Genomic DNA, 24935 nt, shown 5'->3' on the forward strand with positions numbered 1-24935 from the left:
ATCAAGCTATGAAAACGACTTTCCTGGATTTTGAGCAGTCAATCGCTGAACTAGAGTCAAAGATTGAAGAGCTGCAATTTGTGCAAGATGAATCATCGGTAGACATCTCTGATGAGATTAAAACGCTTTCTGAAAAAAGTCAGCAGCTGACAAAAGATATTTATGCCAATCTCAGTCCTTGGCAAGTTTCACAAGTGGCGCGTCATCCACAGCGTCCCTATACCCTCGATTATGTTGGCGCTTTATTTACGGATTTTCATGAGCTTCATGGCGATCGCAATTTTGCAGATGATCAATCCATCATTACCGGCTTAGCGCGCTTCGAGAATCAACCATGCGTAGTGATTGGCCATCAGAAGGGTCGCGATACTAAAGAGCGCGCTTTGCGTAACTTTGGTATGAGCCGCCCCGAGGGTTACCGCAAAGCAAAGCGTGTGATGCGCTTGGCTGAAAAATTTAAATTGCCTGTATTTACTTTTGTCGATACACCAGGCGCATTCCCCGGGATCGACGCAGAAGAGCGTAACCAGTCCGAGGCGATTGGTCACAACCTGTATGTTCAGGCTGAGTTAGAAGTGCCCATCATCGCTACTATTATTGGTGAAGGTGGTTCTGGTGGTGCTTTAGCGATTGCAATGGGTGATGTAGTGTTGATGTTGCAGAACTCAACCTATTCTGTGATTTCACCCGAAGGCTGCGCATCTATTCTTTGGAAGACTGCCGACAAGGCACCAGAGGCTGCTGAGCAATTAGGTTTGACGGCGCAACGTTTAAAGACAATCGGCTTGATTGACAAGATCGTTGCCGAGCCAACTGGTGGTGCGCATCGTGATTACGAGACCATGATGAATAACATGCGCAAAGCCTTGGCTGAGTCACTGAAAACCTTCGATGGAATGAAAGTGGATGCGCTTCTTGAGCGTCGACATGAACGCTTGATGGGCTATGGCAAGTTCAAGGAAATCGAAGCCAAGTCCTAAGGCGACTCTTCAGGCGGCTTCAACAGCGGCCAAACGTATTGGTCTTGCCTTAAGTGGTGGGCTTGATTCGGTTGTCTTGCTTGATGCCGTTTGCAAGACAGTCCAAACAGATCCTAATAACTCAACTGAGATTTGGGTATTCCATATTCACCATGGCTTGCAAAAGCCTGCCGATCATTGGCTGGAGTTTTGCGAGAAGCTAGCCAAAAAATACCGAGTACATTTTGATTTCCGTTTATTGCATTTTGCAGATCAATCGCAGGGCAATATCGAGGCTCGGGCTAGGGCAGAGCGCTACGATGCCTTAACGGACTTGTGTATTGAGCATGGTATTGAAGATCTGCTACTAGCCCACCACCAAAACGATCAAGCCGAAACCGTCCTCTTGCAGCTCTTGCGTGGTTCTGGTGTATCTGGTTTGTCTGGTATGCCACTTAATCGTGCCAATGCTAAAGACAATCAGTCTATTACGCTCTGGCGACCTCTACTGAATCTCAGTAAGTCTGAGCTTGAGACTTACGCCAAAGAACACAAACTCAAATGGGTAGAAGATCCCAGTAATCAAAATACGCGCTATCGCCGAAATGCAATTCGGAAAGACATCATTCCGAGGCTGGAGAAAATTCAGCCAGGTGCGATTGCCAATTTAGCTCGCAGTGCAGACCTGCTTGCTCAGTCTCAATTGCTGCTCGATCGCTTGGCTAGACAGGATGGTAAGAATATTCTTCAAGCTCAGCGCTTAAGGCTGGCCCCTCTCTTGCCTCTTGCGAAGGAAGATAAAGCGGCTGCAAATAATTTGATGCGTTACTGGCTCAAGCTAAATGATTTAGTAATGCCATCCCAGGAGCGTCTAGAGTCTTGGTGGAAAGATCTGATGGCGGTAAAAACAGATTCAAATTTGGCATGGCAGCATGATGAGGCGAGCATTTATTTATGGCGCGGCCTCTTACAAGTGGCAAATCGCAAAGTCGGGCAGTGGGTATTTCGTGATGTGCCTGCTAGAAGCAAGTCCCTTGGCTTGCCTGCTGACTGGGTCAAGGAAGCCCAAAATCAGGGTCTTGTTGAGGAAAGGCTTCGTCAGGGGGCAGAAAAGCTCCAAATCAAGCCCAATACCCCACGAAAAACCCTCAAGAACCTTTTCCAAGAATCAGATACCCCACCTTGGGAGCGACAGGCGCCACTGCTTTATATCAATGATGAACTGATAGCGGTTGCTGGGGTGGGGGAGAGCTACCCACATTTGGTGTCGACTGGTAAGCGAGTGCTGCCTGCATGGACTGAGAAGCTATAGCAGGGGGGATAAAACCCTGTAAAATAAGCCCCTTTTAGACCCTAGGGAATGCATTTCCCTTTAAACAGACAATACAACGGATTTATGGCTCTTATCGTTCATAAGTATGGTGGCACCTCAATGGGCTCAGTTGAGCGCATTCAGAACGTCGCTAAACGCGTTGCCAAGTGGATGCGTGCTGGCCACCAGGTAGTCGTAGTGCCCTCAGCGATGTCGGGCGAAACAAACCGTTTGCTTGGTTTGGCGAAGGACATCAATCCTGATGCTAATCCCCGTGAACTTGATCAAATCGCTTCTACAGGTGAGCAGGTTAGCTCTGGCTTATTGGCTTTGGCATTACTGCGTGAAGGTGTTGATGCAGTCAGCTATGCTGGTTGGCAAGTAACAGTTCACACGGATTCATCATTTACTAAAGCCCGCATCAAGAGCATTGATGACAAGAAAATTCTTGCTGATCTTAATGCTGGACGTGCTGTAGTAGTTACTGGCTTCCAAGGCGTTGATCCAGATGGCAACATCACCACTTTAGGTCGTGGCGGCTCTGACACTTCAGCTGTTGCCATGGCTGCTGCACTGAAGGCAGATGAGTGCTTGATTTACACCGACGTCGATGGCGTCTACACGACAGATCCACGAGTTTGTGAAGATGCACGTCGCTTGGACAAAATTACTTTTGAAGAAATGCTCGAGATGGCAAGTCTTGGTTCAAAGGTATTGCAAATTCGTTCGGTCGAGTTTGCTGGTAAGTACAAAGTTAAAACCCGTGTTCTGTCATCGCTGACAGATCCATTGATGCCCCTTGCTGAAGAAATGAAGTCGGGCACCTTGATTACATTTGAAGAGGACAGCACTATGGAAGCCGCAGTTATTTCCGGCATCGCCTTTGCGCGTGATGAAGCAAAAATTACCGTTCTTGGCGTTCCTGATCGCCCAGGTATCGCTTATCAAATTTTGGGTCCAATTGCGGATGCCAATATTGATGTGGATATCATCATTCAGAACCAATCCTTTGAAGGTAAGACAGACTTCACTTTTACAGTGCCTCGTGCTGATTATCAAAAAGCTCTGGACTTGCTAAAGAACAATGTCCAATCTCATATCGAAGCTAAAGAAATTTCAGGCGACCCTAAGGTTTCTAAAGTATCCGTGGTTGGTGTTGGTATGCGCTCCCATGTTGGCGTTGCCAGCAAAATGTTCCGCACATTATCAGAAGAGGGCATCAACATCTTGATGATCTCTACAAGTGAAATCAAGATCTCAGTTGTTATTGATGAGAAATATATGGAGTTGGCTGTACGCGCTCTCCACAAGGCCTTTGAGTTAGATCAGAAGTAAGAATAGGCATTAAACCGCTGCAAATCCCTGCAGGTATAGGAATCAGTTAAACTGTGGGGCGTTGTAAATGTATCAATACGGAGACGTGGCCGAGCTGGTCGAAGGCACTCCCCTGCTAAGGGAGCATCGGGGCTAAAACTCTGATCGGAGGTTCGAATCCTCTCGTCTCCGCCAGTGTTTATATAAATAAAGGGGCTCCTAAGCCCCTTTATTTATTTCTGGTCTGATTACCATTGAATCAGAATGCTACCTTCTAAAACTGTCTTCTGCAAAAGCAGCAATATTGATTAATTTTTGATCGTCTAATACATCGCCAATGAGTTGCACCCCAAGAGGCAAGCCATTTTGTGATTTAGTAAAAGGTATAGCAATAGCGGGGGTGCCTATCAAACTCCACAAAGAACAGAAAATAGGATTTCCCGTAAATTCCAAGCCTTTTGGTGCTTCGCCGGTAGCAGCTGGCGCCAAAATTGCATCAAAAAGAGTAAAGACTTCTCCGATAGATTTCTTGAGGCGTTGCTGTAGATTTTTTGCCTTAATGTAATCAGGGGCGCTATAAGCATTGCCCTTCTGAACTAATTCCTTAATGTCAGCGCTAATTAGTTCTGGGTGTTGTGCAAGATGTTGCTCGTGCACTACAGCGGCTTCACAAGACATGAGTACCGCTAATGCTTCAATGCCCTCCCAGTAATAGGCAGGGAGTTCAAGAGCTTCTGTGGTGGCACCAGACTTCTCTAGCGATATACAGGCTGCCTTCATTGCCGCGCTTTGCTCATCACTTAATAAATCATCAAATGGGGTCTTCAGTACTGCGATATGTGGTGTACGTTGATGAAGTATCTCGCAGATCGGCTTAATTACTATTTCATCAATCACAAGATCATCCTCCTCTGTGATGCTGGTATTTTTGAGGAGATTAAATGCAAATGCTGCATCAGCGACAGATCTTGTAAAAAAGCCAACATGGTCTAAGGAGCTTGAGACTGGATGTACCCCAAGGCGCGGTACAGTGCCAAAGCTAGCCTTATAGCCGACCACGCCACAGTAAGTGGCCGGCCTAATGATAGAGCCGGCAGTTTGGGAGCCCAGCCCCAATGGTGCAATACCGCTAGCTACTGCTGCAGCAGAGCCGCTAGAGGAGCCACCAGGGGTATGGGCAAGATTCCAGGGGTTACTCGTTTTTCCTGGTGTGCGCCAAGCAAACTCGGTGGTGACCGTTTTTCCTAAGATGACGCCACCGAGTTTACGCACTTGAGCAACGATCTGGGCATCTTCGGCGGGAATGTGGTTTTTATAAATGGGCGATCCATAGCTAGTGACAAGGTCTTTGGTATCGATCAGGTCTTTTACAACCACTGGAATTCCCATGAGGGGGCCTGGATGAACCTCTTGGATCAGTTTTTCTAAGGATGCTCTAGCTGTAAAGGCATTGATGGACGGCTCCAGCTCATCCGCACGGGCCACACACTCCTTAAGGTAGTCATTTGCAGATAGCTGCTTACTTGCGATCAAGTTGCAAGCTTCTATTAGTCCTAATGCTGGTTTCATGGGGATGTCTCGTTCAGTCAATTGTCATTGATTGCCACTGTATCACTAGCGATCCAATTCTGTTTCTTCAGCCACATTTTCTGGAAATGAGCATCCAAACTTGATTATTTAAATAAACTTCACAACTTCACAACTTCTGTAGTATAATATTAATGAAGGAGGTGAAATGAGAAGATCGATACCAAAAACACATCAGGCTTTAGATTGGATAGGGAAGGGGATGACTGCAGCTCAAGCCGCTAGGAAGATGGAGATTTCAGAATCCAGCGTCTACGCCGCCTTAAGAAAAACAAAAGCAAAAGATTTGGGTTGTTGTCCAACGTGCGGTCACAAATTAAGGAAATAAGATGAAAAAAACTCTATTAGCTGTTGTTTCAATTTCTATAGCTGCATTTGCATATGCAAATACTTCATCTGACTCTTCTGAATTGCTTAGTCAGCAATGCAAAATTTCCGCTGAAGCAGTTTCCACATTGAAAGATTTGCGCTATGGAAATACCTCAATCCGCAAAGATGTATCTAGCCTCATTAATTCAAATCTGAAGGTTCAAGAGAATAAGGATGCAGCCAAAATCACCTTAAACCGAATGGTGGATGATCAAGCGAGTTCAGCATCTGCTTTGGAAGCAAAGTATTGCTCTTAATGTTTTCCGAATGGCTTACTTCAATTACCGCTAAGGGTATTGGATGATCCATTCATTTGAGTGTCCGGAATGTGGCAACCCCAGAGGGATGCTAGGAGAATGTCGTCAATGTGGAAGCGAAGATCTTCCTATTCCGCATAGCGATACGATGGTAATGAATTTAAAGTTCGATAGTCCAAGCGCAGAAGAGGCCTTGGATCGATTAACTATTGGACTTCGCCGAGCTTCTGAGGTGGGCATTAAAGCAATGATCTTGATACATGGATATGGAGCCAGTGGCGAGGGTGGCAAGATCAAGTGGGCTGTTCATAATGCCCTGGATAACAACTACTTCTCTGATCGGGTGGATGAATACCATTTTGGTGAGCAAACTGCGTTTGGCAGTGAGGCCTACCATGCGCTTTTGAGAAGAAGGCCGGGATTAAAGGCTTATCTCAAGCACTTCAAAGAAGGTAATGCCGGAATGACAGTGTTATTACTGTAATCCCTGCGTGGAATTGCTTAGAATAGATCCATCATTTATTTATTTGCCATCAGCTAGGATCAGTAATGACAGCTAAAAAATCAAGCACTACACATGAAGAAGCTCAAATCAGTTCAGAACATTTGATTGGTGACTTCAAAGCACTCATGGCTGATGCTGATGAGTTGATTATGGCAACCGCAAGCCATGAAGATGGTCCGTTAAGTGCAATTCGTTCAAAAGCCTTGGATACCCTTAATAATGCCAAAGAAAGTCTCTCTTCTGTCGAGGGTACGGTAACTGAAAAGGCTAAGGTCGTGGCGGAGCGTGCTGATGAGTTTGTCCATCGAAATCCATGGGAGGCAGTCGGTGTTGCCGCTGGTCTCGGTCTTTTAATTGGACTCTTTATGCGTCGTCGCTAGGTCCTCATGTCACAAGAAAATCTTTTATCCTCTCTTAAGCATCTCGTCTCCACTGGGGCATCTATTGCCCAAACCCGTCTGGAGTTAATTTCTACAGACGTACAGATTGCGCGCGCTAAGTTCCTGAGTCTGCTAGTGATGATCATCTTCACTTTATTTTTCTTATTCTTTGGCTTGGTAATGCTAGCCCTTCTTATTGTGATTTATAGCTGGGAGGCGGATCGCATCTTTGCACTAAGTTTGCTTACTGCTGGATTTTTGGCTACAGGTTGCATTTTGGCCCTGGTAGTTTTACGCTCCCTTAAAACAATGCCTAAGTTGTTCGAAGCAACTATTGCGGAGTTGGCTAAGGATCGTCAGGAACTTACGAAGCGATGAGTCAAAAATTGTTGGAGCTGGAAGCTAGGCAAAAAGTGCTCCAAGAGCGTGCTGCACAAGAGCTTGCGGATTTTGCCCAATATTTTGAGCCTATTGAAAAGCCACTATCTTGGGCTGATAAGGGTATAGATGCTTTTCATTTTCTGAAGAGTAGTCCATTACTTTGGACCAGTGCATTTGCCGTTCTGGCTCACTATCGACCTAAGCTAGCTAGCAAAGTGCTGGCTGTTGGTTGGGGCGCTATGAAATTGCTCAAGAGCGCTAAGAGTCTGATTTAAAGTTTTTAGGCAATCAGTACGGTCTTATTTGAAATTCCATTTTTTATCAGAATTTCACCGCCTTTGAGGCCATCAATCTCTAAAAAAGTCAGGGCACCAGCTACTTCAAACCCCGCCTTCTTGAGTAGCTTACTAGCGGCAATAATGGTGCCACCAGTTGCTAAAACATCATCAACAATTAATACTCGAGAACCCGCAGGTAAGGTTGACTGTTGAAGCTCCAAGGAGTCTGATCCATATTCAAGTCCGTAGGACTCCCGATGACTTGCTAATGGCAGCTTATTGGGCTTTCTAGCAAGTGCAAATCCTTTATGGGCATGGTGGGCTAGGGCGGAGCCAAAAATAAAGCCGCGAGACTCAATCCCCAGAATATGGCTATAGTCAAACTGCTTGGCTAGGGTCTCTAGTTGCAGTACAGCCTCCTTAAATGCGGCGTTATTTGCAAGTAGGGGTGAAATATCCCGAAAGAGAATCCCTGGTTTTGGGAAGTCAGGGACTCCGGGTAGATAATCTAGTAAATTCATTTTTGGCTGATATGAAAACACAATTGCTCATTATTACCGCATTAGAGTCCGAACTCAATCAAGCTGCCTTGCCGCCGGGAGTGGGTATTGTGTATTCAGGGGTTGGCAAGATTAATGCTACTGCAGCTACCCTGCAAGCTATACATCAATTTGAGCCAAAACAGATTATTAACTTTGGTACTGTTGGGAAAATTAATCCATCTCTTGCTGGTTTGCTCGAGATAGGGAAGGTGATACAACGTGACATGATGACTGTGCCATTAGCGCCCAGGGGTCAAACCCCTTTTTGCCCAAAACCCATTGAGTATCTCTCTTTGAATGGTGATCATGTCTGTGGTACGGGAGACAGTTTTGTAACGGCCCATGACCCTTGGCTGAAAGAGCAGGGTGTAGATGTTGTTGATATGGAGCTATTTGCAATTGCTAGCATTGCCTATCAATTTAATATCCCGTGGCAATCCTTTAAGTATGTGACTGATGATGCTAATTCAGACTCCGGAAATGAGTGGAAGCATCGGGTCAATCATGGCCAAGAGCTGTATGTAAGCAAGCTCCATGATCTATTAAGTGCATAGAGCATTCAGATAAAACCAAGAGTTTCTGATGAATCCAAAGTTTCCTTGGCTAAAAAATTATCTCGAGGGAGTTCCTCATGAGATTGATGTGGCTGGACACGCATCGATTGTTGATTTCTTAGAGGAATCGTTTGCAAGCTACCCCGATCGAATTGCAATAGAGTCGATGGGTCATAAAATCAGTTACCGTCAGCTGGATATTCTGTCAAAAGATTTTGCTGCCTATTTGCAGACCTTAAGTCTAGAACCAGGATCGCGAATCGGCGTCATGTTTCCTAATGTCCCGCAATACTTGATTGCGATGTTGGGTACCTTACGTGCTGGATTTGTGGTGGTCAATATTAACCCGCTCTATACGGCCAGAGAGTTGGAGCATCAATTACAAGATAGCGGTGCAGCCATTTTGGTAATGCTAGAAAACTTTGCCCATGTGTATCAAGAGATTGCCGATCAAGGGCTTGTGAAGAAGGTGATTGTGAGTAGCCTCGGTGAAACCTTAGGTCCCAAAGGCGTCATCATTAACTTGATTGCTCGGCATGTTAAGAAGCTCATTCCGCATTGGAGCTTTCCTTGCGTTAAGTTTAATCAGGCCCTTAAGATAGGCGCCGGCCATGGTTTTACTAGGCCACATCTAAGGCAAGACAGTATTGCATTTTTGCAATACACCGGTGGCACCACGGGAGTTTCTAAAGGTGCTGTTTTGTTGCACCGAAATATCCTAGCCAATATCATTCAGATCGAGTCTTGGCTTGAGCCTGCCTTGAAGGATCGACATCAGCAGCTTGTTTTTTTATGCGCACTACCAATGACTCATATTTTTGCTTTGACTGCCTGTGGCCTGCTTGGCATGCGCAAGGGTGCCAAATTATTGTTAGTGGCAAACCCTCGTGACATCACTGGCTTTATTAAGCTGCTGATGAAGCACCCAGACATTAATATTTTTCCAGGTGTTAATACATTATTTCATGCGCTGATCCATCGCCCTGAATTTAGTAAAGTGAAGTTGCCCAATCTCTTAGTCACTATTGGCGGCGGTATGGCAGTTCTAAGAAAAACTGCCGAACTCTGGCAAAAAATGATGGGGGTACCGATTGCTCAGGGTTATGGCCTTTCGGAAACTTCACCAGTGGTGTGCGTCAACACACCTTTTGTGAAAGAATTTACTGGCTCGATTGGTATGCCAGTACCAAGCACAGATGTATTGATATTGGATGACGACGGAAAAGAAGTTCCTTTTGGCACGCCTGGAGAGATCTGTATTAAAGGTCCGCAAGTGATGGCGGGTTACTGGAATAGGCCCGAAGAGACGGTGCAATTTATTACCCCAGAGGGTTTTTTCAAGTCTGGCGATATTGGCATCATGAGCCCAGAGGGTTATGTGCAAATTGTAGATCGCAAGAAAGATATGATCGTTGTTGCCGGCTTTAAAGTATTTCCGAATGAAGTCGAAGAGGTGATTTCATTAATGCCGGGCGTAAGAGAATGTGCGGTCATTGGAGTTCCACACCGCAAGCTTGGTGAGATTGTGAAGGCCTATATTGTTAAAGATAAACCTGATCTCACTGAGGCTCAAGTCATTCAGTATTGCAAAGAGCAAATGACGAGTTATAAACGCCCTAGAAAAATTGCGTTTATTGATGAAATGCCAAAGTCGAATGTAGGCAAGATTCTTCGTCGTCACTTGCGAGACTTATAAAGTTACAAACCGCCACCAAAGCGGTATTGCCAAGAAATACCATATAGGTCGTAGCTATTATTTGTCCTGGAGTACGCGCCAGTACTCGCTGATAGTCGGATAGAGTTATGTCTATTGACTGGATAGGACATCGTAGTGCCAAAGCGCCAGTTTTCTTGGTTCCCGTTAATCGGATTTCCGTTTAGATAGGATTGCCCACCAGTGAAGTAGGTTGCATCTACAGAGATCCAGGCCGTATTCTGAAAGTAATAGATCGCGTGAGTCTGAGTTGAGTAGACTGGGTTTTGGGATAGCGAGTTCCCGCCCATAAAGTCGGTATTGCTGGTGTAAAAAATTCCGGCACCAGCTAACTCTAATCTCCATGGGCCAAGTGCCTTCGATACGCCAAGACCTGGCTGGATAAACCAGCGATTGGCACCTACATTAATCAGTTGATTGTCGTTGTACTTACCCCATGGTACAGATGCCGCAAGACTCACGCCTACAATAAGATCTTGCTGATAGCCTTTAAATTGATCAAGATTTAATGCCGGGGCGCCATAGAGATTAATCGCAGCCTTAATCAGCGGGTCAGATAGACCTTCCGTGCTGGCATTCACTGTTCGACCGCCAATACTGCTTGATCCACTCAGTTGACCATAAGGAAAAACAAGGGTGATTTTTCCGGATTGACCGCCGGCATCAAAAATATGGGTGAGACCCATGACCTCACTAGTGAGCGTGTAATTTCCTGCTTTTGCTTGAGCAACTCCAGCGCTGATGAAGTTAATGCCTACTGGTGCATTGGAATAAGTGCGTGCCTCGATTTCTTGCGCCTGAGGTAAGCCAGGCAATAGCGAAATGAATGCTGCTACAAGGCCAGACAATATCCAGCCACTTCTACCTTGAAGAGGGAAGGCTGAATTGAGCATCAAGAATTTCAGACCGAAGTCTTATTTACTTGTTTTTTGTTTATTGCCAAATAAGATTTCTAAGGTGGCAGGACTTCCAAGCATTAAGCTCATGCCAGTCAATAGAAGATACGGCCAGACAATTAACCAATACACAATTGACATCGCTACTACCCGCAATGGATTTGATTGGCCAAATTCAGCCATGGAAGCAAGGAATGCTTTTCCATGAATCAATCCGTGAACGCCAGCCTCTAAATAATTTAATCCCAAAACAACCAGTAGATAAATCACGGACTCTAAAAAAAGTGAGCCAACGATGCCATCCGTTTTGTTCACTTTGATTGGAAAGGCAACCTGAGCTAGCAACATGAACTTAGCACATATGGCTGCTTTGAATAGGGCAAAGCCAAAGATGGATAGAGGAATAGGGCTTTCATCTAGCGAGGCAGCCCCTAAAAAAGCAATCGCACAAAACCAAGTACCGAAGTAAACGGTCAACTGAAATGCCTTTACAAATTCTTCCTTTGCTTTTTGTTTAAAGGTATGCGTGGGAGCTGAATTTGGTGATGTTCCGTTCATGAAAACTTTCTTAGAAATTGGATTAGCAGTTACTGCAAGAGCCGCCAGCCTCAACAGGGGCGGGTTCTTGGGTATAGCGAGCAATAAATGCGTGTTTACTCTTGAGTGGTAATTGAATCCAAACAAAGTGACCTGAGCCAGGCGCAACATCAATAGGTTCACCTTTGAGATTCCACATGGCATCTAGCACCATGTCTTGGTTGCCCTCGGGCTCAATGATTTCTAATTTATCGCCGATTGAAAAGCGATTTTTTACATCCACCTTGACGCGACCAGAGGATTCATCAATTTCTAAAGTTTCGCCAACATAGAGGCTTCTGCCGGAGAGGGAGTGACCGCGCATATAGAGTTGATATTCTTTGTCGTGGTGACGCTCATAAAAACCATCTGTATAGCCACGATTTGCAAGACCCTCTAGATTACCAATCAGAGACATATTCATGGGGCGACCAGCTACGGCATCATCAATCGCAGTACGGTAAGCCTGGCAAGTACGAGAAACATAATAAGGTGACTTGGTGCGACCCTCAATCTTGAAGGAGTCCACACCCATTTTGGTTAGTCGTTCAATGTGCTCAATCGCACGTAAATCTTTTGAGTTCATGATGTAGGTGCCATGCTCATCTTCTTCCATGGGCATCAAATCATCTGGACGACGCGCCTCTTGAAGTAGGACTACATCTCCGCTGGTATTTTGTTGGCCTGGCTTGACTTTGTAATCCCAGCGACAGGCATTGGTACAAGCACCTTGGTTAGAGTCGCGATGTGACATATAGCCAGATAGCAAGCAGCGACCTGAGTAGGCAATGCATAAAGCGCCATGAACAAATACTTCCAATTCCATTTCTGGACAGTCTTGACGCACTTCTTCGATTTCATCAAAAGAAAGTTCACGCGACAGAATGACGCGACTAATACCAACAGAGCGCCAGAACTTCGCAGAGGCTCCATTTACAGTGTTAGCTTGAACTGATAAATGAATCGGCATATCTGGCCAAGCTTCTCTAGCCATCATGATCAGACCGGGATCCGACATGATCATGGCATCAGGTTTCAATGCAACTACAGGATCCATGTCTTTAATGTAGGTGCGCGTCTTGCCGCCATGAGGAAGTAGGTTAGAGACTAGATAAAACTTTTTACCTAAAGCATGCGCGGTATCAATACCTTCTTTGAGTGTCTCCATTTTTCCGAAGTCGTTATTACGTACTCGGAGTGAATAACGTGGCTGTCCGGCATAAATGGCGTCAGCACCAAAGTCAAAGGCGGTACGCAGCATGGAAAGGCTGCCGGCAGGAGCTAGAAGTTCAGGGATCTTAGTCATGGGGGCTATTTTAGTGAATACAGGCATTCTTGGTGGATTTGCTGCAATGGCAAGCCCAGCAAGCTGCCAGACATGTGTTTATTCCGATTTCCAAGTAAATAACCCACCATCAAGAGTATCCTACGGGGTCTGTGGCCAGCGCAAAAATGAATGGGAAGCCTTCCCCTTGAGCTATCCACCCGAAATGAAGGCGCTCATTAAAGAATCAGAAAGAACGTAATGACAAAACTCACATCCAAGCCAATCCTAAAAAAAGCGAGTGGCATTTTGGCGCAAGAGTTTGCTATACCTAAGGACATCGCCTGGGCCTGGGTTACCTTATTGCTATCGCAAGAAGAGCAAAAGCGCGATAGTGAAGAAAAACGCTATGCCCGTATTGCAGAATTCGAAGCCTGGATTACGGAACTCAATTTACCAACTGACCCAAAAAATCCTGCAAGTGCTGCAGTAAGTCCAGAGTCAGTAAAAAATTCAGCCAGAAATGTGTTTGAGTGGCCGCATGAATACATCTTTGAAGAGCCTTTAGCAGCCAAGCATCCAGACTCTAAAGTCACATACAGCGATACGATTACCAAACCCATCTTAGATGCCATTAAAGATGCTGGAGGTTCTGATGATCGTCCGGCACTCATTGCCATATTGGAGGGTTACGCAAAAGAAGGAAAAGAACCATTTGCCAGTGTGACAGCAGAAGGAATTGAATGGAAGGGCAGCAATTGGTCTGAGGGCGACAAGCTGAATCTGCTCACCATCAAAACCCTTAATAACCGCCTCGCTAATCTAAAAAAGAAGGGGTTGATCTAGGCTCAACCATTTCACTCAAGTCGCAAAAGAAAAAACCACCTAAAAGGTGGTTTTTTTGTACTGGGCAAGGCCTATATCTGGTGCATTTCAGTCCAGAAGAATTAGCAAGAATCAGCCATAAATAAGTGTTAAATTTTTACCTTTAATACGCATCTATCTGAGGTTGCTATGAAAAAATGTCCGAGCATTAACTAACTAGTGTAGTTGTTGCGAGTCCAATAGTTGATATGACTCCGTAGTGATTCACCAGAGATATCTGCAAAATCCACTACTTAAATACATATGTATCAGATGGCATTCTAATCTCTCCTTTGTGGCTGGTTCATCGCCCGAAGTTATCCATTTAGCTGCAGTGTTCTTGCAATAATAGTGTTAGTTTTTTTGAAGTGATTATTTTTTCCTAGGATAAGAAATGAAATCTAAAAATTATTTATTAAGTAGTCTCATTATTGGGCTCTTTAGCGCGCAATCGCAAGCGACACAATTGCTTGAGCCACCTCCCATGGGGATACCTAAAGAAATCACAGTTTTTGTTGCAAAAAAGATCGTGACTATGGACCCATCTTGGCCTACTGCAACTGCAGTAGCAGTGTCCGATGGCAAAATTCTGTCGGTTGGCTCTCTAGATGATTTAAAGCCCTGGACAGATAAGTATCCAACCGCAATCAATCGCCAATTTGCTGACAAGGTTTTATATCCAGGATTTGTTGAGGCTCATGGCCATCCGCTATTAGGTGGCTTAACCCAAACAAGTTTGCCTTTAACCTATCAACCCCTGCCAAATCCTTGGGGACCAGCATTCCCTGGAGTTCGAAATTTAAAAGCAGCTGTTGAGCAGTTGAAGAAGTACTCTGCGCAAATGAAAGGCCCATCAGAACTATTGCTTGCTTTTGGTTATGACATTGCTGCAATGGGGCAGGCGCCTGACCGCCAGATATTGGATGAGGTTTCAACGACTCGCCCAATTATTGTTTGGGATAATTCAGAGCACAATATGTTTCTCAATTCTGCTGCAATTGCTAAATATAAAATTACTCGCGCTGCCGTAAAAAATATTATTGGCGTGGGTCTTGATAAGAGTGGCAATCCTAACGGAGAGTTCTTGGGCAAGGATGCATCTGAATATATCTTAAGTGTTGCTGGTAAAGAAATGATTTCACCAGCAAAGATCCCCAAAGCAATGCTGTACTCAAATGATTTAGCGCAGCAAAATGGTATTACCAGTACAAGTGATATGGCCTTTGGTGTGGTCAATATTGATTTGGAGACTGAGGCTATGAAAGCGATCACCTCATCCAAAGCCACCTCACTGCGTATTGTGCCTGTTGCGATGGCGCAGAACTTTGTTGAAAAGTACGGTAATCAAAGTATTGAGAAGGTAAAAGAGCTTCAAAAATTAAACACTGATAGATTAATGTTTCATGGTGTGAAGTTTATGAGTGATGATGCATATCTTGCGAACACCATGAAAGTGGAGGGCCCCGGCTATGTCGATGGTCATCAAGGTGTCAGTTTTTATACCTCGCCCCAGGGTTTATACAATGATATGAAACCTTGGTGGGATGCTAATATGCAACTTCACGTGCATAGCAACGGTACAGGTGGTAATCAAAACACCTTAAATGCATTGCAACTACTTCAAAATAGTAAGCCACGCTTTGATCACCGCTTTACTTTGCAACATTTTGGATTGCCTACAACAGCGATGGTCATGAAGATGAAAACATTAGGCGCTGTTGCAAGTGTGAATCCGGCCTATTTCTATACTCGTGCTGCTATTCAAGGTAAAGACGTTGGTGTTGATCGCATTTCTTCTGCAACGCGTGTAGGTTATTTAAACAAAGAGGGCATCGTAGTTTCTCTGCACTCAGATAATCCAGTGGCGCCGCCTTTGCCTTTGACCATGGTTTGGGCTGTAGTAAATCGTTTGAATATAGAAACTGGCAATAAAAAATGGGCCCCTGCAGAGGCTGTTTCAGTTGCAGATGCCATGAAAATGATTACGATCAATGCGGCTTACACGGTGGGCGTTGAAGATAAAGTAGGAACAATTGAGCCAGGTAAGTATGCTGACTTTGCGGTATTAGGTGATGATCCGCAAACTGTGCCTTCAATCAAGATCAAAGACATTCCAGTAGTTGCTACAGTTTTGGGTGGAAGAGTTATTCCTGTATCTGAAACTAAGCAACCCAGACCACTACAGTAAAGAAGCTGCCTTAGTTGGTTGCTTCACTAAAAAGCCAACCTTCGGGTTGGTTTTTCTTAAGCAATTGATTTGGTCGATTTTGAGCAAAAGAAAAAACCACCTAAAAGGTGGTTTTCTTGTATCTGGCTCCTCGACCTGGGCTCGAACCAGGGACCTACGGATTAACAGTCCGGCGCTCTACCAACTGAGCTATCGAGGAATAAGCCGATATTATAGCAAGATGAAATCACTCACCCCAACTTCTATACAGATACCCAAAGTATTGACCATTGCCGGGTCCGATAGCGGCGGTGGCGCGGGCATCCAGGCGGATCTCAAAGTCATTACAGCCCTTGGCGGATATGGGATGACAGTCATCACCGCTATCACTGCCCAGAACACTTTGGAGGTGAGCCGCATTCAGGATATGGACCTTGATGTGGTGGAGGCTCAGATCGATGCGGTATTCATGGATATCGGGGTGGACATCGTCAAAATTGGCATGTTGGCTAGCCCAGAAATTGTTCATACTGTGGCATCAGCCCTCAAGCGCCATGGAGCTAAAAGAATTGTCTTGGATCCAGTATTAAGAGCCACATCCGGCGCTAGTCTGGGTGGTGACGATACTGCCCAAGCCATGATTATGGATTTATTCCCAATGGCAACATTAATTACGCCTAATCTCGAGGAAGCCGGCCTACTTTTAGGGCGAGAGCTTACTGGTGCGGCAGATTTTCAATTGGCGGCTGAAGAGTTGCTTGAGATGGGTCCACAAGCAGTTTTGATTAAGGGTGGTCACCTCGATAAATCCCATACTCAATTGACTGATTTTCTGATGTGGCGAACGATTGAAGATGGTCTTGAAGTGGTTCAGTCAAAAGAGTTCAAACACTATCGCGTTAATACGGCTAATACCCATGGCACCGGCTGCTCATTAGCCTCTGCTATTGCAACTTATTTAGCAGATGGTCATGACTTGCCACATTCTGTAGCAAAGGCAATTTCTTACGTTGAAGCAGGGCTCGAGGCAGGGCGTTTCTTAAGTATTGGTGAGGGGCCTGGCCCTCTGTGGCACATGCACGATTTCTATAAAACTGCATTGCCGGATGAAGAGGGTAAGTATTAATTTAAGCCTGGGTTTAATGCCTTAGGTTTTCATTAACTCTTGTAATCGTTTCACTGCAGCCTTGGGATCACTTGCACCATTAATTGCTCTGACAACTGCAACAGAGCCCACACCGCTCTGTGCAACCGCATGAATACTTCCCTCATCAATGCCGCCAATAGCGACAAGCGGATAGTGATTCATCAATTGAGCATATTTATATAAACGTCCTAAGCCTTGGGGTGCTGTAGCCATCTTTTTAAGATTGGTTGGGAAGACTGCACCCATAGCGATATAGCTTGGGCAGAAGCGATCGGCATAAATCATCTCGGCATAGCCGTGCGTACTAAGACCCAAGCGGAGTCCTGCAGACCGAATGGCATCAAAATCTGCCGTTTCTAAATCTTCTTGGCCTAGATGAATACCGTAGGCACCAGCCTCAATCGCCTCTTGCCAGTAGTCGTTAATAAAAAGTAAAGTTCTGCTACCTTTAACCGATTCAACTGATTCCTTAATTTGTTTTTTAATCAGTTTTTTGTCTTCGGACTTAAGCCGAAGTTGTACGGTTGGCACCTCAGCCTCAACCATCCGTTTTACCCAATTGGCATCAGGCATGACAGCATACAAACCTAAACGCTTTGGACATTCTGCAAAGGCCTTGGGATTCATATTCCGAGTCCAAGGCAACAGATCGAAATGTTCTGGTCTGGATGGCCACTTAAGGGGATTGAAATTACCATCTTGATGAACCATGCGCGACCAGGCTTTGCCTAAGGCCTTGGCATCACATTCAATGAAGCCCATGTCAATTGCGGCAACTGTACCCGCTAACTCGTAATGATCGGCCGCCTGTTCATTATCAATTTTTGGTGGAGGTGATGACAAGCTGTATGCCGGAATGGGCAAACACAAATCATCCTTGATATGGGCTGCAACAATTTGATCCGCAAGGTCGCGAACTAGACTCATTAGTTTTATCTTTTAACTTTGATGCCAGAAAGGTGTGCCAACCAAAGGCGTGCTCGCTTGAGCTGACTGCTGGGCTTTCATAGCGCCAGAGAGGTAGGCAGTGCGACCAGCGTCAACTGACATTGCAAAGGCTTTAGCCATAGCCACTGGATCATCGGCTAGTGCAACCGCAGTATTGAGCAAGACCCCGTCAAAACCCCACTCCATTACAGTGCAGGCATGTGAGGGGAGGCCTAAGCCCGCATCCACCAGAAGTGGCACTTTCAAGCGGTCACGTAAAAGTTTTAGTGCGTAAGGATTTAAAGGTCCTTGACCTGTGCCGATCGGAGCAGCCCAAGGCATTACTGCCTGGCAACCGACATCTACTAAACGTTGGCATAGAATGAGATCTTCAGTGCAATAAGGTAAGACCTTAAAGCCATCCTTAATTAAAGTTTCTGCAGTAGAGACTAGACGCAAGGAATCTGGCTGCAGTGTGTAGTCATCGCCGATGAGTTCCAGCTTAATCCAGTTGGTTTCAAATACTTCACGCGCCATTTGGGCTGTAGCAATCACTTCTTTGGGGCTATGGCAACCTGCGGTATTCGGTAAAACGGGTACAGCCATTTTTTTCAAGAGATCCCAAAAACCAGAATGGGCTTCAGTAGTGGAAGTGCCTTGTCTGCGTAGACTTACCGTAATCATTCCAGGATTAGACTGCTTCACGGCATTCTCTAAAACTTGTGGAGACGGATAACGTGATGTCCCGAGCAATAAACGGCTAGCAAAAGTCTCCCCATACAGCACTAATGGGTCTGCAGTATTTAGAGGGTTCGGTAAAGGGGCTGTCATCTTAATCAAGTACTTTTATCTGTTTTGCTATATTCACCGCTGGATTAGCCACCAGTCACAGGAGAAATTACTTCCATTTCGTCACCTTCACGCAATACTTCTTCGGCATGTCTAGTCTTGGGAACGAATTCATAATTGATCGCAACAGCAAATGGCGGTTGTGCATCAATCATGACCAGTACATCATCAATCGTGCTGTTATCCGGAACCTCTTTGGCAACTTGATTCACCATTATGTGCATGCGCTCAGCTCCTGATGGATCGAACCTGTTAGGCCTAAGCCCAGTTTCATAGCGGTAGGACTTGATCCTGAGCCCAACACTTCTAATGCGCAATCCAAAATAGCTGGTGAGATCATGAAGCCATGACGATAGAGTCCATTGATCATCATGAGATTGGCTTGATCTGGTTTGTGATCAAGAGATATCTCCGGCAAATTATCTTTCAGCGTAGGGCGACACTGTGTTGACATCTCTAAAATACGCGCTTCAGCAAACCCACTGTGAACGGTATAGACCGCACTGAGTAATTCCATAGCGGATCGAACACTCATGGGAGATAAATCCTCTGACTCAATTTCTGTTGCGCCAACAACATAGACGTCATCTTCTTTAGGCGCAATGTAAATGGGGTAACGTGGATGGATCAGACGAGTAGGGCGACGCAGTTTGACTTCAGGCGCATACAAACGAATAACTTCGCCACGAACGCCACGCAAATTCTTGGAGGCATCTTTGGCGCCAAGACCACGACAATCTATGACCCAATCAAAACCATTCTCTGGTTTACGAAGTTGCTCTGGATCGGTGGATTGATTCCAGTGACAAGGCACCTTCATGAGAGTGAGTTCAACCAGTAAAGCTTCTAGGAGTTGACGGTTATCTAGCTGTCCTTCATTAGGAAGATAGAGGCCTTGAGTAAAACGCTCAGCCACACCGGGCTCAATTTCTGCAAGAGATTGGCTATCCAATTGAATTGGCTTAGCAAGCGCCTGGTTTTGAGCGCAATTGCGCTGTAAATGGGAAGTAAAGCGTTCTGCATCACTAGCATCTTGACGATGCCACAAAATCAAAGTGCCATCTTGCTGAAAGAAAACGGGCTTTGCTAACTCATCGATAAGTTGCTTCCAACGAGGCAGGCTATGTATACCCATGCGCACGACCTCATCTTCCGTGATGGCAGATTCTGCGAGTGGGGCCAACATCGCAGCAGCAATGCGTGCAGCCGAATTAGCAGCATCTGAACCACCTTTCTCAAACAGCTCTACACGAGCACCGCGCTTAGCAAGTGCGACCGCTAGCAACCGACCCATGAGGCCGGCGCCAACGATGGCATATTTGCCGTTTGAGAACACGCTCTTCACTTACTGATAAATCTCGCTACCGCGCTTACGGAACTCAGCTGACATCTCTTCCATACCTTTTTGAGGATCGGTAGAGGCTTCCGCGGTGATCGGAATGACCTTCGCTTTCGGATTGCCATCTGCATCTAAAGTTGCTGCGTAATCACGCACCTCTTGAGTGATCTTCATCGAGCAGAACTTCGGTCCACACATGGAGCAGAAGTGCGCAATTTTGGCGCCTTCAGCAGGCAAGGTCGCATCGTGGTATTCACGGGCACGCTCAGGATCTAAGCCGAGATTAAATTGATCTTCCCAACGGAACTCAAAGCGCGCTTTAGATAAAGCGTTATCGCGTACTTGAGCACCAGGCAAGCCTTTAGCCAAGTCAGCACCATGAGCAGCAATCTTGTAAGTGATGATGCCGGTACGAACATCCTCTTTATCTGGCAAACCTAAATGTTCTTTTGGTGTGACATAGCAAAGCATTGCTGTACCGTACCAACCAATTTGCGCTGCACCGATACCACTGGTGATGTGATCGTAGCCAGGAGCGATATCAGTAATCAATGGTCCCAGGGTATAGAAGGGTGCTTCTAAGCAGTGCTTTAATTCCTCGGTCATGTTTTCTTCAATACGCTGCATTGGAACGTGACCAGGGCCTTCAATCATGACTTGCACATCATGCTTCCAGGCTTTGGCAGTCAATTCGCCAAGAGTATGGAGTTCGCCAAACTGCGCTGCATCATTCGAGTCAGCAATACAGCCTGGACGTAAACCATCACCCAAGCTAAATGACACGTCATAGGCTTTCATGATTTCACAAATCTCATCAAACTTCGTATAGAGGAAGTTTTCTTTATGGTGAGCTAAGCACCACTTAGCCATGATGGAACCACCACGAGACACAATGCCTGTAATGCGATCAGCGGTGAGTGGAACATAACGCAGCAATACCCCAGCATGAATAGTGAAGTAGTCCACACCTTGCTCAGCTTGCTCAACTAAGGTATCGCGGAACATTTCCCAGGTAAGGTCTTCTGCAATGCCGCCGGTCTTATCAAGAGCTTGATAGATAGGAACGGTACCAATCGGAACTGGTGAGTTACGAATAATCCACTCACGGGTTTCATGAATATGTTTACCGGTAGACAGATCCATGATGGTGTCTGCGCCCCAACGAATTGACCACACCATTTTTTCTACTTCCTCATTAATGGAGGAGGTCACGGCAGAGTTGCCGAGGTTGCCGTTAATCTTCACGCGGAAGTTGCGGCCAATAATCATGGGCTCTAGTTCTGGGTGATTAATATTGGCTGGGATGATTGCGCGACCAGCAGCGATCTCAGAGCGCACAAACTCACCAGTAACAATGTCAGGCAAATTGGCGCCATAGCTCTTGCCAGGATGTTGCTTGAGAAGTTGTTTGTATTCAGGGTTCTTGCGCAATTGCTCCAGACCCATGGACTCACGCAAAGCAACGTATTCCATTTCAGGAGTCACGATGCCTTTGCGGGCGTAATACATTTGACTCACGTTCTGGCCTGCTTTAGCAACACGCGGAGGATTGATGTGGGCAAAACGTAAATTCTGTGTCGCTGCATCTTGTGAGCGCGCAACGCCGTACTCCGAACTTGGTCCTGCTAATTGCACTGTGTCATCACGTTCTTCAATCCAATTCTTGCGTAATAGCGGCAAGCCTTTTTCAAGGTTAATCACAATATCGGGGTCGCTATATGGCCCTGACGTGTCGTAAACCGGAACAGGTGGATTAGGGACTATTTCTTCACCTACGCGTGTTGATAACTGCTCAATCATGCGAATCGGTGCTTTGATGTCTGGGCGTGAACCCTCTAAATAGGTTTTTGTGGAGGCGGGATAGGCAAATTTTTGGCCAAAGTCACGCTCCAAGCTCTTAAGGCTGGGAATCTCTTGTTTAGATTTTGTATTGGTATCGCTCATGTCCATCTCCTGACTGTAATTAGATGGACGAAACCGGGTGACGGTCTGATGGAAAACTCCCCACGCCAGCATTACCTGGATCGGGTTAAAGGGTCTTTCTCAGCGCCTCGTAGTAAAAATCACTAGAAGGGCACCCCTGTTTCATCCTTAGGGCTAATTTAACCACGAAATCACGCCAAGCTGGGTGACCAAAATCAAGTAGAGAACTGAAGGCATGTCCAGAGCTGGAAATCTAAGCCGCTTTTATATTGCGCAAAATGAAATCTGCAGTGACAAATGCAGCATCGCTAGTGAATTCATCAGCCAGAATACGGGCTGCAGCCTCTGAAAGCGAGATTTCAATAAAACCACTGACCTCGCCATCATGATTGGTGGGTATAAAGTTATCCGCAAGCTCTAAGTCATAAATATAGAGCTGCTCATCATGAAATCCTCGCCCTAGAATGGGGCGGCGCATATGAATGCGGCCAACCGGCTCGATTTGATCGGCAATCTGGGGAGGAACACCGGCTTCCTCCCATAATTCTCGACGGGCATTAACCCAAGGGGTTTCATCTGCGCCGATGCCGCCTGCTGCCAGGTTATCTAGGCGACCTGGGTCGGTCTGCTTAGTTTCGCTGCGACGGCCAAGCCAAAGATTGCCAGCCTTGGTATAGCCATTAATGTGGGTTGCCATGCTCTGAAAGCCAAAAGTACGGAAGGCTGCACGCTCTAGGCGGAAGTATTCATGTCCATTTTGGCCAATCCAAGCAAAATCTTCATGCCTCCAGCCTGGAATAAACCCACCTTGGTGCATCCGATCGGCCAATTTCGCAAGACTCTGTGAAAGCACTAAAGGTCTTGCATGCTGAATGCTGAGTCGATCATGACCAATTCCGATATGAGGGATTGGATTTTTAGCCAAGGATTCTTGTAAATAGGCAGTGAATTCAGGGTTAAGGTGCCCAATAATCTGTCCAGCTGAGCTTTCCCCAGAAAAATGGATGGGCAAGAAATCTGGTGGGGCAGATCTTGCAGCATTTTGGAGCATCTCCTCTAAAGCGGCGACGGTGCTGGTGCTGAGTGTATTAGTGAGCCTGTGCATGTTCTCAGTGTAAGAGAAATTAAAAATACTGAAAAAGTAGTCTAAAAATCTATAAATGAATTCGAATTGTCAACAGATCTTGATTTATTTTTTTGTCAGAAACAAATGCTCATAATTTAGGCAAGCTAGGTCACTCTATACAAATCTATGACTTACGAAAACTTTTAGGTATTTATCCACAAAACCTGTGGATAAGTTTTATATTTTTTTAAGTGGTCCCGCCGACAGGAATCGAACCTGTATCCCACGCTTAGGAGGCATGTGCACTATCCATTGTGCTACGGCGAGAGTAAAAATAAAAAACTATTTTTGAAAAAGATGTTAAGCGTAAAACATTATCCACTGATTACCAACCACACATTGCCCACACTGAGTTCGTGATTGCAACCATCGTGTCTGGAGCAAAGTAGGCAGAAAAAATAATTCCCAAAGCAATGCTTGCAAATAGATATAAAAATAATTTTGGAATAGGATATTTTTTTTGCATGAAGTCTTAGGCGATTACAGTGCGTTCAAGTGCTCGCTCTTTTACGGGAAGATTAACTAAGAATGCAAACATACCTAATGCGATAGCGATATTCCAAACAATCAGATAAGAGCCGGTGCGATCAAATAAATATCCACCAAAGTAAGCACCGCAAAAGCTACCTAGTTGATGAGAGAAGAATACCAAGCCTGAAAGCATGGTGAGGTATTTGACGCCAAAGATTTGCGCCACAATGGCATTCGTCAGGGGGATTGTGGAGAGCCAGAGAAAGCCCATGATTGCAGCGAAGATGTAGGTAGAGACAGGGCTGAGAGGTAGCCAAATAAAGGCTGCGATGGCAATCGATCTACTAATATAGATGCCTGAAAGCAGGTATCGTTTCGGAAATCGTTGCCCCAGAATTCCGGCACTGTAGGTCCCAAATATATTGAAGAGTCCAATTAAGGCAAGTGCAGTTGTTGCAACTGCAGGTGCGCCCACATCGGGGTAGATTTTGGATAAATCTTTAAGATATGGTGCTAAGTGAACAGCTATAAATACTACCTGAAATCCACACACAAAATATCCCAAGGTAAGTAACTTGAAACTCGGGTTGCGGATTGCTTCTTTTAAAGCTTGCTTGATAGTTTGATCATTGCCTTGATGTTGATTGATAGCCTTGGGTTCACGCAACATAAATGCAATCGGAATCATGAGACTGGCCATGAGTGCCAACATCAGCAGCGCATCATTAGCGCCAAAGCTACTGAGTAATCCTTGCTCAACCGGAATCATGAGGAACTGTCCAAATGATCCTGCAGCGGCAGTAATGCCCATTGCCCACACTCTTTTTTCTGCAGCAACGTTGCGACCTAAGATTCCATAGACCACACTGTATGTTGTTGCAGTTTGCGCAAGACCAATGAGTAATCCACCAGCTAATGAAAAATTCAAAGCATCTGTGGAGATGGCCATGCCAGCCAAACCGAGTGCATAAAGTGCACCACCGGCGACCATGATTTTGAATGCACCATAGCGATCTGCTAAAGCGCCTGTAATAGGTTGAACTGCACCCCAAATTAAATTCTGTAATGCGATAGTTAGTGCGAACGTTTCACGGCCCCAACCATTTTCCATTGTGATTGGTAAATTAAAGAGACCAAATCCATGGCGTATCCCCATGGAAAAAGTTACCATCAGGCCGCCAAAAATCAGTACCTGTTTCAGAGATAGTTTTTGGCTTGTCGTACTCTGGGACAT

27 protein-coding genes, 3 tRNA genes and 1 riboswitch are annotated in these 24935 nt (G+C 45.6%); of the genes, 15 read left to right on the forward strand and 15 right to left on the reverse strand.

Annotated features, from left to right (window positions below):
- The first annotated feature begins 8 nt into the window (after positions 1-8).
- The 4 genes from GQ359_RS04410 (at position 9) to GQ359_RS04425 (ending at position 3780) form a co-directional block, all read left to right on the forward strand.
- The gene (locus GQ359_RS04410) at positions 9-980 is read left to right on the forward strand and encodes an acetyl-CoA carboxylase carboxyltransferase subunit alpha (protein WP_215303517.1); all 972 of its coding nucleotides are present in this window, start codon (positions 9-11) and stop codon (positions 978-980) included.
- Positions 946-2271 carry a tRNA lysidine(34) synthetase TilS gene (gene tilS, locus GQ359_RS04415; RefSeq protein ID WP_215387731.1) on the forward strand — a complete coding sequence of 442 codons (1326 nt, stop codon included), beginning with the start codon at positions 946-948 and terminating at the stop codon, positions 2269-2271. Before GQ359_RS04410 ends, tilS begins: the two co-directional genes overlap by 35 nt.
- An 84-nt stretch (positions 2272-2355) precedes the next feature.
- Entirely contained in the window at positions 2356-3606 is a 1251-nt protein-coding gene (locus GQ359_RS04420) for an aspartate kinase (RefSeq protein ID WP_215387732.1), read from the forward strand.
- Positions 3607-3685: 79 nt separating this feature from the next.
- A tRNA-Ser gene (locus tag GQ359_RS04425) sits at positions 3686-3780 on the forward strand.
- Positions 3781-3852: 72 nt separating this feature from the next.
- Here the strand turns inward: GQ359_RS04425 and GQ359_RS04430 are convergent.
- Complete coding sequence (locus GQ359_RS04430) at positions 3853-5154, reverse strand: amidase (protein ID WP_215387733.1); 1302 nt, start codon at positions 5152-5154, stop codon at positions 3853-3855.
- A gap of 347 nt (positions 5155-5501) precedes the next feature.
- On the opposite strand from GQ359_RS04430, the gene GQ359_RS04435 reads away from it, so the two are divergent.
- From GQ359_RS04435 to GQ359_RS04455, 5 genes are all read left to right on the forward strand, one after another.
- A complete protein-coding gene (locus tag GQ359_RS04435; protein WP_215303537.1) occupies positions 5502-5798 on the forward strand; it encodes a hypothetical protein in 297 nt (98 codons plus the stop codon).
- A 43-nt stretch (positions 5799-5841) separates the two neighbouring features.
- Positions 5842-6282 (forward strand): Smr/MutS family protein, encoded by a 441-nt coding sequence (locus tag GQ359_RS04440; RefSeq protein ID WP_215387734.1) that lies wholly within the window; start codon positions 5842-5844, stop codon positions 6280-6282.
- A 65-nt stretch (positions 6283-6347) separates the two neighbouring features.
- Complete coding sequence (locus GQ359_RS04445) at positions 6348-6683, forward strand: YqjD family protein (protein ID WP_215387735.1); 336 nt, start codon at positions 6348-6350, stop codon at positions 6681-6683.
- A 6-nt stretch (positions 6684-6689) separates the two neighbouring features.
- Positions 6690-7061 carry a phage holin family protein gene (locus GQ359_RS04450; protein WP_215387736.1) on the forward strand — a complete coding sequence of 124 codons (372 nt, stop codon included), beginning with the start codon at positions 6690-6692 and terminating at the stop codon, positions 7059-7061.
- Entirely contained in the window at positions 7058-7339 is a 282-nt protein-coding gene (locus GQ359_RS04455) for a YqjK-like family protein (protein ID WP_215387737.1), read from the forward strand. The genes GQ359_RS04450 and GQ359_RS04455 overlap by 4 nt, the downstream gene beginning before the upstream one ends.
- A gap of 5 nt (positions 7340-7344) precedes the next feature.
- On the opposite strand, the gene GQ359_RS04460 is transcribed toward GQ359_RS04455, so the two are convergent.
- Positions 7345-7863 (reverse strand): adenine phosphoribosyltransferase, encoded by a 519-nt coding sequence (locus GQ359_RS04460; RefSeq protein WP_215387738.1) that lies wholly within the window; start codon positions 7861-7863, stop codon positions 7345-7347.
- Between the two features lie 11 nt (positions 7864-7874).
- On the opposite strand from GQ359_RS04460, the gene GQ359_RS04465 reads away from it, so the two are divergent.
- Complete coding sequence (locus GQ359_RS04465; RefSeq protein WP_215387739.1) at positions 7875-8438, forward strand: 5'-methylthioadenosine nucleosidase; 564 nt, start codon at positions 7875-7877, stop codon at positions 8436-8438.
- Between the two features lie 28 nt (positions 8439-8466).
- Complete coding sequence (locus GQ359_RS04470) at positions 8467-10134, forward strand: AMP-binding protein (RefSeq protein ID WP_215387740.1); 1668 nt, start codon at positions 8467-8469, stop codon at positions 10132-10134.
- 2 nt (positions 10135-10136) lie between these two features.
- Here the strand turns inward: GQ359_RS04470 and GQ359_RS04475 are convergent, their stop codons facing one another.
- The 3 genes from GQ359_RS04475 to GQ359_RS04485 are packed head-to-tail and all read right to left on the reverse strand — an operon-like array spanning position 10137 to position 12930.
- A complete protein-coding gene (locus tag GQ359_RS04475) occupies positions 10137-11045 on the reverse strand; it encodes a transporter (RefSeq protein ID WP_215387741.1) in 909 nt (302 codons plus the stop codon).
- A 21-nt stretch (positions 11046-11066) separates the two neighbouring features.
- On the reverse strand, positions 11067-11606 hold the full coding sequence (locus tag GQ359_RS04480; RefSeq protein ID WP_215387742.1) for a hypothetical protein: 540 nt from the start codon (positions 11604-11606) through the stop codon (positions 11067-11069).
- 22 nt (positions 11607-11628) lie between these two features.
- Positions 11629-12930: a U32 family peptidase gene (locus tag GQ359_RS04485; protein WP_215387743.1), complete on the reverse strand. Its 1302-nt coding sequence runs from the start codon at positions 12928-12930 to the stop codon at positions 11629-11631.
- Between GQ359_RS04485 and GQ359_RS04490 the strand changes: the two genes are divergently transcribed.
- From GQ359_RS04490 to GQ359_RS04500, 3 genes are all read left to right on the forward strand, one after another.
- Positions 12929-13150: a hypothetical protein gene (locus GQ359_RS04490; RefSeq protein WP_215387744.1), complete on the forward strand. Its 222-nt coding sequence runs from the start codon at positions 12929-12931 to the stop codon at positions 13148-13150. The genes GQ359_RS04485 and GQ359_RS04490 overlap by 2 nt on opposite strands.
- The gene (locus GQ359_RS04495) at positions 13150-13734 is read left to right on the forward strand and encodes a hypothetical protein (RefSeq protein WP_215387745.1); all 585 of its coding nucleotides are present in this window, start codon (positions 13150-13152) and stop codon (positions 13732-13734) included. The genes GQ359_RS04490 and GQ359_RS04495 overlap by 1 nt, the downstream gene beginning before the upstream one ends.
- 412 nt (positions 13735-14146) lie before the next feature.
- Complete coding sequence (locus GQ359_RS04500) at positions 14147-15940, forward strand: amidohydrolase (RefSeq protein ID WP_215387746.1); 1794 nt, start codon at positions 14147-14149, stop codon at positions 15938-15940.
- A 123-nt stretch (positions 15941-16063) separates the two neighbouring features.
- On the opposite strand, the gene GQ359_RS04505 is transcribed toward GQ359_RS04500, so the two are convergent.
- Positions 16064-16139, reverse strand: a tRNA-Asn gene (locus GQ359_RS04505).
- Between the two features lie 21 nt (positions 16140-16160).
- On the opposite strand from GQ359_RS04505, the gene thiD reads away from it, so the two are divergent.
- Complete coding sequence (gene thiD / locus GQ359_RS04510) at positions 16161-17045, forward strand: bifunctional hydroxymethylpyrimidine kinase/phosphomethylpyrimidine kinase (RefSeq protein WP_215387747.1); 885 nt, start codon at positions 16161-16163, stop codon at positions 17043-17045.
- A gap of 21 nt (positions 17046-17066) precedes the next feature.
- On the opposite strand, the gene GQ359_RS04515 is transcribed toward thiD, so the two are convergent.
- The 9 genes from GQ359_RS04515 to GQ359_RS04555 form a co-directional block, all read right to left on the reverse strand.
- Positions 17067-17993: a thiamine phosphate synthase gene (locus GQ359_RS04515; RefSeq protein ID WP_215387748.1), complete on the reverse strand. Its 927-nt coding sequence runs from the start codon at positions 17991-17993 to the stop codon at positions 17067-17069.
- 12 nt (positions 17994-18005) lie between these two features.
- The gene (locus GQ359_RS04520; RefSeq protein ID WP_215387749.1) at positions 18006-18824 is read right to left on the reverse strand and encodes a thiazole synthase; all 819 of its coding nucleotides are present in this window, start codon (positions 18822-18824) and stop codon (positions 18006-18008) included.
- A 44-nt stretch (positions 18825-18868) separates the two neighbouring features.
- Entirely contained in the window at positions 18869-19066 is a 198-nt protein-coding gene (thiS, locus tag GQ359_RS04525) for a sulfur carrier protein ThiS (protein WP_215387750.1), read from the reverse strand.
- On the reverse strand, positions 19057-20178 hold the full coding sequence (locus GQ359_RS04530; protein ID WP_256442536.1) for an FAD-dependent oxidoreductase: 1122 nt from the start codon (positions 20176-20178) through the stop codon (positions 19057-19059). Before GQ359_RS04530 ends, thiS begins: the two co-directional genes overlap by 10 nt.
- 9 nt (positions 20179-20187) lie before the next feature.
- On the reverse strand, positions 20188-22125 hold the full coding sequence (thiC, locus tag GQ359_RS04535; protein WP_251367933.1) for a phosphomethylpyrimidine synthase ThiC: 1938 nt from the start codon (positions 22123-22125) through the stop codon (positions 20188-20190).
- Positions 22126-22165: 40 nt separating this feature from the next.
- A riboswitch (TPP riboswitch) is annotated at positions 22166-22273 on the reverse strand.
- 84 nt (positions 22274-22357) lie between these two features.
- Positions 22358-23209 (reverse strand): NUDIX domain-containing protein, encoded by an 852-nt coding sequence (locus tag GQ359_RS04540; RefSeq protein ID WP_215387751.1) that lies wholly within the window; start codon positions 23207-23209, stop codon positions 22358-22360.
- A gap of 213 nt (positions 23210-23422) precedes the next feature.
- Positions 23423-23497 (reverse strand) — tRNA-Arg (locus GQ359_RS04545).
- A gap of 58 nt (positions 23498-23555) precedes the next feature.
- Positions 23556-23696 (reverse strand): hypothetical protein, encoded by a 141-nt coding sequence (locus GQ359_RS04550; RefSeq protein ID WP_215303568.1) that lies wholly within the window; start codon positions 23694-23696, stop codon positions 23556-23558.
- Positions 23697-23702: 6 nt separating this feature from the next.
- Positions 23703-24935 (reverse strand): MFS transporter, encoded by a 1233-nt coding sequence (locus tag GQ359_RS04555; protein WP_215387752.1) that lies wholly within the window; start codon positions 24933-24935, stop codon positions 23703-23705.

Origin of the sequence: Polynucleobacter sp. AM-7D1 (genome assembly GCF_018688455.1) — a bacterium.
Taxonomy (GTDB): Bacteria; Pseudomonadota; Gammaproteobacteria; order Burkholderiales; family Burkholderiaceae; genus Polynucleobacter.